This window comes from Ruegeria sp. CDSA089, assembly GCF_059612205.1.
This window is the reverse complement of record NZ_JBXWQD010000005.1, coordinates 317,418-330,474: the sequence shown is the minus strand read 5'-3', so window position 1 is coordinate 330,474 and position 13,057 is coordinate 317,418. Positions and strand designations below refer to the sequence as shown.

11 protein-coding genes are annotated in these 13,057 nt (G+C 58.1%); 4 read left to right on the top strand and 7 right to left on the bottom strand.

Annotated features, from left to right (window positions below):
• The first annotated feature begins 3 nt into the window (after nucleotides 1-3).
• From AC2FJ6_RS14250 to AC2FJ6_RS14235, 4 genes are read left to right on the top strand one after another with little or no spacing between them, the layout of a single operon-like run.
• Nucleotides 4-897 carry a 2-dehydro-3-deoxygalactonokinase gene (locus AC2FJ6_RS14250; protein ID WP_170773503.1) on the top strand — a complete coding sequence of 298 codons (894 nt, stop codon included), beginning with the start codon at nucleotides 4-6 and terminating at the stop codon, nucleotides 895-897.
• A complete protein-coding gene (locus AC2FJ6_RS14245) occupies nucleotides 894-1,499 on the top strand; it encodes a 2-dehydro-3-deoxy-6-phosphogalactonate aldolase (protein WP_496669374.1) in 606 nt (201 codons plus the stop codon). Before AC2FJ6_RS14250 ends, AC2FJ6_RS14245 begins: the two co-directional genes overlap by 4 nt.
• Nucleotides 1,496-2,356, top strand: a complete 861-nt coding sequence (locus AC2FJ6_RS14240) for an SMP-30/gluconolactonase/LRE family protein (protein WP_170773500.1) — start codon at nucleotides 1,496-1,498, stop codon at nucleotides 2,354-2,356. Before AC2FJ6_RS14245 ends, AC2FJ6_RS14240 begins: the two co-directional genes overlap by 4 nt.
• Entirely contained in the window at nucleotides 2,353-4,272 is a 1,920-nt protein-coding gene (locus AC2FJ6_RS14235) for a beta-galactosidase (protein ID WP_170773499.1), read from the top strand. Before AC2FJ6_RS14240 ends, AC2FJ6_RS14235 begins: the two co-directional genes overlap by 4 nt.
• 21 nt (nucleotides 4,273-4,293) lie before the next feature.
• Here AC2FJ6_RS14235 and AC2FJ6_RS14230 read toward each other — a convergent pair whose 3' ends face one another.
• The 7 genes from AC2FJ6_RS14230 to AC2FJ6_RS14200 form a co-directional block, all read right to left on the bottom strand.
• Nucleotides 4,294-5,550 carry an ABC transporter permease gene (locus tag AC2FJ6_RS14230; RefSeq protein ID WP_170773498.1) on the bottom strand — a complete coding sequence of 419 codons (1,257 nt, stop codon included), beginning with the start codon at nucleotides 5,548-5,550 and terminating at the stop codon, nucleotides 4,294-4,296.
• Nucleotides 5,547-6,467 (bottom strand): ABC transporter permease, encoded by a 921-nt coding sequence (locus AC2FJ6_RS14225; protein ID WP_170773497.1) that lies wholly within the window; start codon nucleotides 6,465-6,467, stop codon nucleotides 5,547-5,549. Before AC2FJ6_RS14225 ends, AC2FJ6_RS14230 begins: the two co-directional genes overlap by 4 nt.
• A gap of 11 nt (nucleotides 6,468-6,478) precedes the next feature.
• On the bottom strand, nucleotides 6,479-7,591 hold the full coding sequence (locus AC2FJ6_RS14220; RefSeq protein ID WP_170773496.1) for an ABC transporter ATP-binding protein: 1,113 nt from the start codon (nucleotides 7,589-7,591) through the stop codon (nucleotides 6,479-6,481).
• Between the two features lie 116 nt (nucleotides 7,592-7,707).
• Complete coding sequence (locus AC2FJ6_RS14215) at nucleotides 7,708-8,832, bottom strand: extracellular solute-binding protein (RefSeq protein ID WP_170773495.1); 1,125 nt, start codon at nucleotides 8,830-8,832, stop codon at nucleotides 7,708-7,710.
• 317 nt (nucleotides 8,833-9,149) lie between these two features.
• Nucleotides 9,150-10,238: an ABC transporter ATP-binding protein gene (locus AC2FJ6_RS14210; protein WP_170773494.1), complete on the bottom strand. Its 1,089-nt coding sequence runs from the start codon at nucleotides 10,236-10,238 to the stop codon at nucleotides 9,150-9,152.
• 3 nt (nucleotides 10,239-10,241) lie between these two features.
• Nucleotides 10,242-11,897, bottom strand: a complete 1,656-nt coding sequence (locus AC2FJ6_RS14205; protein ID WP_170773492.1) for an alpha-amylase family glycosyl hydrolase — start codon at nucleotides 11,895-11,897, stop codon at nucleotides 10,242-10,244.
• 9 nt (nucleotides 11,898-11,906) lie between these two features.
• A complete protein-coding gene (locus AC2FJ6_RS14200; RefSeq protein WP_170773490.1) occupies nucleotides 11,907-13,055 on the bottom strand; it encodes a carbohydrate ABC transporter permease in 1,149 nt (382 codons plus the stop codon).
• Nucleotides 13,056-13,057 lie beyond the last annotated feature (2 nt).

Below are 13,057 nucleotides of genomic sequence, written 5' to 3'. Positions count from 1 at the left end.
ACCATGAGTATCGAATGGATCGCAGCAGATTGGGGAACATCCCATTTACGAGTTTGGGCAATGCAGGGCAGCCATGTTCTGGATCAGGCGGACTCGGACAAGGGTATGGGAAGTCTGACCCGGGGCGCGTTTCAGGATGCATTGCTGGAATTGATCGAGGATTGGCTTGGCGCCGAGCCGGTCGATGTCGTCGCCTGTGGTATGGTAGGCGCGCGTCAGGGCTGGGTCGAGGCCCCCTACTCTGCCGTGCCTTCAGCGCCAGTGCCACGCGCTCCGATCAGGGTGCCGGGCACGGACCCGCGCTTCCGCGCTTTTGTGGTGCCCGGTTTGAAACAGGCCAACCCGCCAGACGTCATGCGGGGTGAGGAAACTCAGATCGCAGGCTATCTGGCAGGATACAAGAATTGGGACGGCGTGATCTGCTTGCCGGGGACCCATACTAAGTGGGTGCAAGTCAGCGCGGGCGAAGTGGTCAGCTTTCGCACCTTCATGACCGGTGAGATGTTCAGCCTGCTCAGCGGGCATTCGGTGCTGCGTCACTCGGTCGGAGAAGGATGGGACGATGCGGCTTTTGCCGAAGCCGCGGCAGATGCTTTGTCCAAACCTGAACAGATGGCGGCGCGCCTGTTTGGATTGCGCGCAGCTGATTTGCTGAATGGGCAGGATGCTTCTGTTGCCCGCGCCCGTCTGTCAGGATTTCTAATCGGGGCAGAACTGGCTGCCACGCGACCCTATTGGCTGGGTCAGCAGATCGCGATCATCGGGGCTGAGGGGCTGTCGGATGTCTATGGTCACGCCCTGAAACAGCAAGGCGCTTTTTTTGAAATCGCCGATAGTAGGAACACCACTCTGGCGGGTCTGCATCAGGCCCGAAACCTGACGAGGCAGACCGCATGAGCCGTCCCATTTTCGCAATCCTCAGAGGTCTTCACCCGACCGAAGCGGCCGATGTTGGCCAGGCTCTGGTTGATGCCGGTATCGACCAGATCGAAGTGCCGCTGAACTCGCCCGAGCCGCTGAAAAGCATCGGCATACTGGCCGAAAAATTTGGTGATACGGCGTTGATTGGCGCGGGCACGGTGTTAACCGCGGATCAGGTGGATGCCGTGGCCGAGGTTGGCGGCAAGCTGATCGTTTCGCCCAATTGCGACACGGATGTCATCCAGCGAACGGTCGCGTTGAACATGCAAAGCTGGCCCGGCGTCTACACCCCGACCGAGGCGTTTGCCGCCCTCAAGGCAGGCGCAACGGGGCTCAAGTTGTTTCCCGGTGTGATGGCGGGACCGACCGGATTGGCCGCTATGCGCCCAGTATTGCCAGAAGGGGCAAAGGTCTACGCCGTTGGTGGTGCTGGGCCCGATAATTTCGATGTGTGGATCAATGCGGGGGCGGACGGTTTCGGCATTGGATCGGCCCTTTTCAAGCCCGGCTTTTCAGTAGCCGAGATCTCGGAACGTGCACGCGGAATCGTCGCGGCCTACAACGAGGCCGCCGGATGAGCACCGTCTTTGACGACCGCCCTTGCGCATTGGGCGAGGGGCCGCTGTGGCATCCCCAACGGAAGCAGCTTTTCTGGTTCGACATTCTTGGCAAACGTTTGATGACGCAGGTCGATAGCGCGCCCGTTGAATGGCAGTTCGACGAACATGTCTCGGCCGCCGGGTGGGTCGACACTGAGACGCTGCTGATCGCGTCCGAAACCGGGTTGTGGCACTTCAATCTTGAAAGCCGCAAAAAGGCGCTGATCACTGCGCTTGAGGCAGAAAACTCTGTCACACGCTCGAATGATGGCCGGGCTGATCCGTGGGGCGGGTTCTGGATCGGAACGATGGGGAAAAATGCTGAGCGTAGAGCAGGCGCGATTTATCGGTTTTGGCGCGGGGAACTGCGCCGTTTGGTGCCTGACGTCACGATCTCGAACGCGATCTGTTTCGCGCCCGACCGATCCTGCGCCTATTTCACCGATACGGCGACCAAGCAGGTGATGCGCTGGACGCTGAACCCGTCGGATGGCTGGCCCGAGGGCGACAGCTCCGTTTTTCTTGATTTACGCGCAGATGATCTGAACCCAGATGGTGCAGTGGTAGATGCCCAAGGCAACATTTGGATTGCCCAATGGGGTGCAAATCGCGTTGCAGCCCATGCGCCGGACGGTCAGTTCCTGCAGTCGGTGGAATTCGATGCGGCACATACCTCATGTCCCTGCTTTGGCGGGGCTGATCTGACAACCTTGTTCTGTACTTCGGCCCGGCAGGGGCTGGATGCGGATATCCTTGCAAAACAGCCTTCAAACGGCATGACCTTTGCGGCACACAGCGCGGGAAAAGGTCAGCCAGAATACAGAGTTATCCTATGAAACCGGAACTTGGCGTCTGCTATTATCCTGAACATTGGCCAGAAGTGATATGGGCCGAAGATGCCGCACGCATGGTCGAAAACGGCCTGTCCTGGGTGCGCATCGGCGAATTCGCTTGGAGCCGGATGGAACCAACTCCGGGTGATCTGCAATTCGACTGGCTTGACCGGGCCATCGACACTTTGGGCGCGGCGGGTTTGAAAGTGGTTCTGGGGACACCAACCGCCACGCCACCGCGCTGGATGCTTGAGAAATACCCGGACATGCTGGCAGTTGACGCGGACGGGAACCCACGCAAATTCGGATCGCGGCGGCATTACTGCTTTAGCCATCAGGGTTATATTGAGGAATGCGCTCGGATCACGCAGATCATGGGTGAGCGATATGGCCGGAATCCCCACATCGCCGCGTGGCAGATCGACAATGAATATGGCTGCCACGATACCACCATCAGCTATAGCCCAGTCGCCCTTGCCGCGTTTCAGAATTGGCTTGAGGATCAATACGGCTCGATTGATGCATTGAATACGGCTTGGGGGAATGTGTTCTGGTCGATGGAATATGATGGTTTCGACCAGATTGACCTGCCCAACCTGACTGTGACTGAACCCAACCCCGCCCATGTTCTGGCTTTCCGCCGGTTCAGCTCGGATCAGGTGGTGGTGTTCAACAAGGCGCAAGTGGATGTGCTGCGCAAGCTGACCGACGCGCCGCTGCTGCACAACTACATGGGCCGGGTATTGGAATTCGACCATTTCAAGGTGGGCGATGACCTGGATATCGCCACGTGGGACAGCTATCCGATTGGCTTCTTGTCTGACCGGCTTGAGGTGGACGAGGCGCATAAAGCCGCCTTTTTGCAACAGGGTGATCCCGACATGCAGGCGTTCCACCACGACCTATACCGCGCCGTGGGGCGGGGCCGCTGGTGGGTGATGGAGCAGCAGCCTGGCCCGGTGAATTGGGCGCCCTACAACCCGGCACCGTTGCCGGGTATGGTCCGGCTCTGGTCGCTTGAGGCTGTCGCCCACGGGGCCGAGGTGGTCAGCTATTTCCGCTGGCGACAAGCTCCCTTCGCGCAAGAGCAGATGCATGCAGGATTACTGACACCAGACAATCGCCCTGCCCCAGCCTTGGCCGAGGCGCGAGAAACAGCGGATACCCTTGCCCAAATCGGTTCTGTTACACAGCGCAAGGCGGATGTAGCCATTCTGTTCGACTACGCCTCAGACTGGGCGTGGGCGACCCAACCTCAGGGGGCAGGGTTTGATTATTTCCGGCTGGTCTTCTCGACCTACCGCGCGTTGCGACGGGCGGGCTTGTCGGTGGACTTCCTGTCGCCCGACAGCATTCCGGCGGATGGCTACAAAATCATACTGGCACCTGGTCTGGCCACGATCGATAAGGACTTGGAGCGGAGTATTTCAAACGGCTGTGATCTGGCCATTCTGGGACCGCGTAGCGGGGCGATTACCCGCGATTTTCAGATTCCTCAAACCGGTCGACCCGGTCTGGTCGGCCTGGACAGCCATGTTGACCTGATCGAAACCCTGCCGCCCACGTACAAACGCGATGTCTCGGGCGGAGGAGCGGCCTGTCACTGGGTCGAGCGTTTGTCTGGGACCGCCACAGCACTGTTGACCCATGCAGACGGAACGCCAGCGCTGACGGGCACCGGATCTATGTGGTATCTGGCCAATTTCCCGAACGACACTCTTTGGGATCGTGTCGTTCGGATGGCCGCTCAGCATACGGGGTTGAGTGTGTATCCCATGTTGAGCGGTCTCAGACGTCGTGAGACAGGCGAACATACATTCCTGATTAACTACAACGCCGCGCCGGTCACGTGGAACGGGAATGTGATTGATGCCTGTGATGCGCTTGTTCTGGAAAAAGGCGCGCCCGCCGAGGGGTAATCCCGGCGGGCGCAGATTGCGCTATTCGTCCGTTTTCAGACTGTTGGGGTCAAACGCTCCGCCGAACCCGCCATTGGTCGAAGGTTGCGGCTCGGCGTTGGATTCATCTTCGTCACCACTCAAAGCATTTGGCGCGAAGACATTGCCAAACCCGCTATTGTTCGACGGTTTCGGTGCGGATTGCGTCTCGCCTTGTTCTGCCTCGTCAGCTTCGCGCTGTTTGCGGCGTTCTTCGCGCTGCTTGCGCAGCTCTTGGATACGCTGGTCGGCTTCAAGCTGCTTTTGCTCTTTCACGTTGGCGATGCATTGGTCCGGGCTGTAGGCGGTTGCCGTGCCCACAACTGTGATCGTAGCGGCCGCGAAGATAACCACAAGCATGGCGGCGACATTGCCTGCAAAGAAACTGGGCAGTTTGATCTTGCCCGCCAGTTCTTCGACCGTGGCATTCTTGCGCGCGGCGGCGACCAGTTCCTGTCGCTTCAACTTCGCCTCGTTCAGCAGGGCAAAAAACACCGTCAGCGCCACGATGATAAAGGCCAGGGCCGAGATCGACGGCGTGATGCCATAGCGTACTTTCTGTGCCAGTTCGATGGTCAGTGTCGGGTATTCGCCAAAGGTGAAGGTGGTCGTGTTGTAGTTTTCGAACGACGCGAGGAACGCCAGCACTGCGGCGCTTGCAATCGCGGGCCGCATAAACGGCAGCAGGATTTTGCGGAACGCCTGCGCATGGGTCGCGCCAAGGTCCAGTGCGGCCTCGGTCAAGGCCACGTCATACCGCTGCAGCCGCGCCACCAGAACCAACATGCAATAGCTGGCGATAAAGGTGGACTGGCCAATCACCGTCAGGAAAATGCCGTTCGACAGGACACTATCCGCGCCCAGCCCCAGCATCCGGTTGATCCGGTCCCAGAACACCAGGGTTGAAATCCCCAGAACAACCCCGGGGATCAGGATAGGCGCGATGATAATTGTGTAATAGGTTGCGCGCAGCTTGGGCCATATCTGGGTCAGCATCAGCGCCCCCGCCAGCCCCATCGCCACCGACAGAACCACCGTACCGGCCCCGATGATCAGCGAGTTCTTGATGCCGTTCAGGATACGCTGATCCTGAAACAGCTCTCCGAACCACTGGAAGGTTAGGCATTCCCACGGAGTCATCCGTGGGAAGGCAGACGAGTTGAAGGCCGTGACCGACATGATCACCAGCGGGCCCAACAGATACAGGAAGAAGATTGCCAGATAGACCCAGATACTTACACGAAGGAAGGACAGGTTCATTTGCCGATATCCCCCATATTCACCTTGAACAGACGCATTACGGCCAACACAAACAGGATACAGGTCACCAGCAGCACGATCGCGTAAGCGGCCCCCTGCGGCCAGTCATTGTTGTCGTTGAATTGCTGATAGATCAGCTGCGTGAACCACAAGCTGGACGGCCCACCCAGAATTTGCGGCGCAGCCAGCGCTCCTGCCGACAGCATGAAAACCATCGTACAGCCCGAACTGATCCCCGGCTTGGCATAGGGGATGACGACCCGCCAGTGAATCCGCCACCAAGGGGCACCCAGATCCCGTGCGGCCTCGATCTGGTTGCCGTCGAGGCTTTCGATCACGTTATACATTGGGAAAATCATCAGCAGGATGTAGGCGTAGCCAAGCCCTGCATAGAGCGCGATGTCGTTGCGGATGAAGTCGAACGGCGTGTCAAAGACGCCAAGGCCGACGAACAGGGTATTCAGCACGCCTGTCTCACCAAAGATGATGCGCAAGGCAAAGGCGCGCAGGATTTCGTTGATCCAGTAAGGGATGATCAACATGATCGCAAAGATGCGAATATGGCTGCCCTTGGACTGGCCCAGATAGTATGCGATTGGGTAGCAGAGGATCAGGTTGAAGATCGTCACACAGACCGCCGCAACCAGAGTACGGAAGAACACGCGCAGATCGACCGCGTTGTAATCCTGACTGCCGCCCTCGGGGCCGTAGATCAAATATTTGTAATTCTCCAGCGTGTAGACATCCTTGGGCCCGCCAATCTCAGGCGGAGGCAGGTTAGGCCGGAATGAGAAATCCAGCATCGACAGCTGCGGCAGGATGATCAGGCCGATGGTCCAGAAGATCACCAGACCCAGAATCGCTAGCCCCATACCGGTGCCGTTGCGGTTAAAGAACTCTTTCAGGAAGCGGGGCATTTTAGTTCCCCCTATTCCGCGGCCAGTTCACCCGCCGGAACCAGAACCGCATTCTGCGCCTCATATTCCAGCGTGATGTTCTGTCCGGTGTGATCCTGGAAGGATTGACCATGGTTCGGGATCGAGACCTTGATCTCCTTCCCGCCCTCACCCTCAGTGAAGATGTTGAAGACGTTCCCCTCGAATTCCTCGTGGTTGACGCGGGCGGTGACGAAATGGTCGCCCGTCGCCCCATCGGGGGCGATGGCAAACGCCTCGGGGCGGATGAACATCATGGCGTCATCCCCCTCTTTCAACTTGCCTTGGTTGGCGGTGGAAATTCGCGCCACTAGATCACCAGAGCGATTGGTCGCGATCATCGCCTCATTGCCCATGACCTGCTTGATCTTGCCCCGGAACACATTGTTTTCCCCAACGAATGAGGCCGCGAAGGCTGTGTTGGGATCATTGTAGATGGTCTTGCCATCGGCAATCTGGTCGATCACGCCCGCACGCATCACGGCGATGTTGTCGGACATGGTCAACGCCTCGCCCTGGTCGTGGGTGATGTAGATGAAGGTGATGCCCACGCGCTGCTGAATCTCGCGCAACTCGGTGCGCATATGCTGGCGCAGCTTCAGGTCCAGTGCCGACAGTGGTTCATCCAACAACAGCACATCGGGTTCGGCGCAGAGCGCACGCGCAATGGCGACCCGCTGGCGCTGACCACCCGACAGCTCGCTGGGCAGTTTGTCGCCCTGCCCCGGCAGCGCGATCATGTCCAAAAGCTCATCGGCGCGCTTGCGGCGTTCCTTGACGCTGGCGCCCTTGATCTCCATGGAAAAGGTGATGTTCTCCCACACTTTCATCAGTGGAAACAGCGCGAGGTTCTGGAAGATCAGAGCTGTCGGGCGTTTGTTGGGCCCGATCCCGCGCATGTCGTTGCCGCCGATCAGAACCTTGCCCTCGCTGGGGTCCAGAAAGCCCGACACCGCGCGCAGGATCGTGGTCTTGCCACAGCCCGAGGGGCCAAGGAACGAAAAGAAATCGCCCCCGTTTATGTTCACATTCGCGTCCCGCACCGCGACGAAATCGCCGAAACGAATCCACAGGTTCTCAAGATCTACACCGACCCCAGCACTCATGTTTGCTATCTCCGATGGATGCGGGTGTTAGCCGCAGAAAGTTGTGCTCCGTCACGCTAAACCGTGCGGATTAAAGACCCCCCGCAATGTCGCGGGGGGGTAACGTTTCAAAGCGATCAGGCGCTCTTGAACTTGTTGACGAATTCGGTCCGGGTTTCAGCGTACCACGGTGCTTCGGCCGGCCATGGGTTGAGGTTGGCCAACGAGTCGCCCGGATAGGCTTCGGCAAAGTTCTTCTTGTAGGTGTCGCCCGAATACTGATCGGCACCCAGAACCGGTGAGTTATAGCCGTGACTGTCAATCGCCACACCAGCCGGCTTCGCCTGATAAGCGAAGTCGATGAAGGCGTAGATCTGGTCGATATTTGCCGCGCCGGTCGGAATCGACATACCGTCAACCCAGGCCATCGCACCTTCGACAGGAGCTTGGTAGTGCACCGGCTCGCCCGCCGATTTCAGCGCCAGCGGCGGACCATCCCAGGTCTGGCCGACAACAACACCTTCGTTCAGCAGGCCGTTTTTCTGAGTATCCGCGTCGTTCCAGATCAGTTTGATCCGGTTCTTGCGTTCGATGCACCAGTCGGTGATCTGACCCCAAACCTTGCGCATGGTGTCCTCGTCACCATAAGCGGCCCAGACCGAGCCCGGCTCCATCTCACCCGAACGTTCCATGTAAAGACCTGCGCCCAGCATCATCGAATGCGCGCGGCCCATGGTTTTGCCCGCATTCTCCTCGGACCAAACATCGCCATAAGACGGCGCATCGCCTTCGGGCAGCCATAGATCGGTGCGATAGGCAATGCCCTCGGTGCCCCAGATATGCGGCAGCCAGTGCACGCCCGCATCGCCAAAGTTCCACGCATCTGTGCCAATAGCGGCCATCGCCGGGTTCACCAGATCAATCGGCACCTTGTTCATGTCGAAGGGCTGCAGCAACTCAAGCGGTTCCCACTGCAAGGACCGGTTGTTGGTGGGCGAGACGATGTCAAAGCCTTGGCCCTTGGTCGCCTTCATCTTGTTGATGATCTCTTCGTTCGACCCGATGCCGGTATAGTTAACCTTGATTCCGGTCAGAGTTTCAAACTCTTGCAGGAAACTGGGTGGCAGATAATCCGACCACATCAGAATGTTGATCTCACCTGAAGAGGCCAGTGCGCTTTTGCTGTAAAGAGGGGCCGCCAGAGCCGCGGCACCTGCGCTTTTCAGCACCGTCCGCCTGGACAGGTTTGTTAGTTTAGTCATTGTTAGATCTCCCGTTGTAAATCCGTTTTTTTGTTTTTGTGGATACAGGTTAGACCTTTGCGATCCAGCTGTCAGTCCAAAAGTGACAGTTGGCAGTTTCCATAAGTCCAGTTTGAATTGACTTGGCGCCTTTGCGACCGCGTAACACCGCTGGTCGACGGGTCGGAACACTTAACCAACCGGTGCGTTTACAAGCTAAAAAACACGTTCCATTATCCGATTAAGGCACGTTGGAATACCTGGCGGCGTGGCCGACAGGTACAATCGAAATGATCAACGCTGATGATTAAATTGGACTTCACCAATTCGCAGAAAAGTCAGGACCTGCTGCGCATAGATTTTCCGTCGTGAAACAAATGCACCTTTTCAGGACGGGCTGAGACACCAACAGTTTGTCCCCGCATATTGCGTTGGATACCTTGCAACTTGGCAATCACAGATTCAGCCCCGGTGCGGTTTTCAAAGTACAGCAGTGTGACTTCGCCTAGTGCCTCGGTGAAGTCCACCACCCCTTGAAAGGCCGCGTTCGCGTCAGCTGGAACAAAATCTTCTGGCCGGATGCCGACATTCACTTGTTTGCCCATGTCCTCCGCCTGGGTCGCGATAGCGCTCGTGATCGTTCCACCGGCCTCTAGCGTGACAACTGTCGTTTCGCCCGTTTGTGTGATGATACCGGGCAGCAGGTTCATCGAAGGCGAGCCGATGAATTGCGCGACAAATTCGTTATCCGGCGTCTCGTACAATTCCAGCGGAGTCCCAACCTGCGCGATTCCCTTATTGGCAAGAACCACGATGCGACTGGCCAAAGTCATCGCCTCGACCTGATCATGGGTCACATAGATCATGGTGCTGTCAGGCATCGCCTCTTTCAGCCGCGCGATTTCGATCCGGGTGGCAACTCGCAGGGCGGCGTCGAGATTCGAGAGCGGTTCGTCGAACAGATAGACCTTGGGATCGCGGACAATGGCCCGCCCAATGGCAACCCGCTGACGTTGTCCGCCCGAAAGTGCCTTGGGGAGCCGATCCAGAAATGGTTCCAACTGAAGGATACGCGCGGCGCGTTCGACAGCGGCATCCACATCCGCCGCAGGCATCTTTGCGATCTTGAGAGCAAAGGCCATATTCTCGCGCACGGTCATGTGGGGATAAAGCGCATAGCTTTGGAACACCATCGCAATGCCGCGCTGCGCCGGGGGCACATCGTTCATCACCTGCCCCTCGATCTCAAGCGTTCCGCCCGAGATCTTCTCCAGCCCTGCAATCATGCGCAGCAACGTGGACTTACCGCAGCCCGAAGGGCCGACGAAAACGATCAACTCGCCCCGGTCAATGTCCAGATTGATGTTCTTCAGCACATCTACATGACCATATGTCTTGGCCACGTCCGTGAGTTTGAGTTCAGACATAACCTACCCCTTGTCCCGCGCCAGCAGACAGAATTGCGCAGCGTCGAGGGACAGTGCCCCTTCCCCGTCGACGCTGCCCAACTCCTCCCCGATTACGTACCAGTTCCCCTCTGGCAATGTGATTTGGGTCGGATCCGAGCCCAAATTGAAGGCACAGAACACCTGTTCAGTCGGGGCGTCGCGCAGAAAAGTCAGAACAGGGCCAGTTTGGGCCATCTCCATCTGTTCCCCGGACATCAGTGCCGGATGCGCATGTCGCAGCGCAATCGCGCGACGATAGTGATGCAGCATCGAGTTCGGGTCCTGCTCCAACCTGTCTACCGCGCGTTCGGCTTGCGGCGGGCTGACGGGCAGCCAGGGACGACCGGCACTAAAACCCGATTGCTCGTCCTGCGCGGCCCAGACCATCGGTGTGCGGCACCCGTCACGGCCTTTGAATTCGGGCCAGAATTCGATGCCATAGGGATCTTGCAGGTCTTCAAATGCCACATCCGCCTCGGGCAGGCCCAGTTCCTCACCCTGATACAGGCAGGCCGACCCCCGCAGGCACATCATCAGAACCGCGTGTTGTCGAACGGCCTCGTCGCTTAATCCCCAACGTGTCGCGTGTCGCGATACGTCATGGTTCGAGAAGGCCCAGCAAGGCCACGCGTCACCGGCCTTGTCCTCGAGCTGGTCAAAAACCTGTTTGGCGTAAGTCGCCGTCAATGCGCGTTTTTCCAGAAACTCGAAGGCATAGCACATGTGCATCCGCTTATCGCCGGTGGTGTATTCGCCCATGATCTCAAGCCCGCGCTGCGCATCGCCGACTTCTCCCAGACAGGCGCGGCCTTCATATTCGTCGGTCAGCGCGCGCAGCCGTTCGAGGAAGGCGATATTCTCGGGCTGGCTTTTGGAGAAAAGGTGATCCTGATGATTATACGGATTCACCATCGGCGCGATCGAGGCGTTGCGCTGATCCATCGGCAGGCCGGGATTGTCGCGCAGCTGCTTGTCGTGGAAGTAAAAGTTGATCGTGTCCAGCCGGAACCCATCGACGCCCAAATCCAGCCAGAACCTAGCCACATCCAGCAAGGCGTCCTGAACCGCCGGGCAATGGAAATTCAAGTCGGGCTGTGAGGTCAGGAAGTTGTGCAGATAATACTGCAACCGCCGCGAATCCCACTGCCAGGCCGAGCCTCCGAAGATCGACAACCAGTTGTTTGGCGGCGTTCCGTCCGATTTCGGGTCCGCCCAGACATACCAATCGGACTTTTCGTTTTCGCGGTTGGACCTGCTCTCGCTAAACCACGGGTGCTGATCCGAGGTATGCGACAACACAAGGTCGATCATCACTTTCAGCCCAAGCCCATGTGCCTGATCCAGAAGCTCTTTGAAATCCGCCATCGTTCCGAACATCGGGTCGACATCGCGGTAATCGCTGACATCATATCCGAAGTCCTTCATCGGAGATTTGAAGAACGGCGATATCCAGATCGCATCGACCCCAAGCGAGGCGATATAGCCCAGACGCTGAGTAATCCCTTTCAGGTCGCCAATTCCGTCGCCGTTGCTGTCCTGAAAGCTGCGGGGATAGATCTGATAGATCACACCGCCACGCCACCAATCGGACGCTGCTTGGGTTGCCTTCGTTGTGTCCACAGTGTTCTGCACGTTCATCAGAAGCCTCTATTTGACGGATCCGGCCAGCAGGCCCCGGACCAGATATTTTTGCATTGCGAAGAAAACGATCAGCGGCACGGCGATCGAGACAAAGGCCGCCGTGGCCAGAATCTCCCAGTTGCCGCCCCGCGTGCCCAACAGCTCGACGATCTGGTTGGTCATGACGGTGGTCTGACCAGAGGCGTCGATCAAAAAGACCTTGGCGACCAGCAGATCATTCCAAGTCCACAGGAACTGGAAGATCGCGAAAGAGGCCAGCGCCGGGAAACTCAGCGGCAGGATCAGTTTGGTGAAGATCTGAAACTCCGTCGCGCCATCGACCCGCGCGTTTTCGATCAGGTCTCGGGGAAGGCCAGCCATGTAGTTGCGCAGCAGGTAGATTGCCAGCGGCATCCCGAAGCCGGTATGGGCCATCCAAACCCCAAGATATCCTTTCCCGATCCCGATATTGAGGTGGAATTTCAAAAGTGGGATCAGCGCCAATTGCAACGGCACCACCAACAATCCAACTACGGCAGCAATCAGCAGGGCGCGGCCGGGGAAATCCATCCACGCCAACGCATAGGCCGCAAAGGCGGCCACCAAGATCGGAATGATTGTCGCAGGGATGGTCACAGTCAAAGTATTGAAGAACGCCCGCCCCATGCTGTCCGAGGAATCTTCGGCCAACAAAACCTTGTGGTAGTTGGCCAGCGTGAACTCGGGCGGCAATTCTGCGGTCACGAACACACGGGCGCCCCGGCTGCCGGTAAATTCTTCCGAATTCTCCATCCGGTAGTTGCCTTGCGCGTCCACGGTGATCGTACCCCCCCGACGCAGCTCAGCAGTGTCACCCGGAACAAACGCATCCACGGCTCGAGAGCTGACACCCCATTGTGAGATCGTAGCCGTCGTTCCCGCGTCGAACAGGTTGCCTTCGATGACGTAAGTCCCGTTTTCCAGCACCTGTGTGTCCGGCGCGGCGGACCGCAAAGTCAGGTTCTGTTCAGACGGGAAGAGAGATTTCCACCAGCCGCTTGTGGCAATCTGATCGGCCGTGCGAAAAGACGAGATCAACAGCCCCAGTGTTGGCACCACCCAAAGCACGACCAGAAATATGACCGAGGCATGGACGACCCAGCGCAGCGCCGGTTTGGTTCCTGCAATATCACTCATGG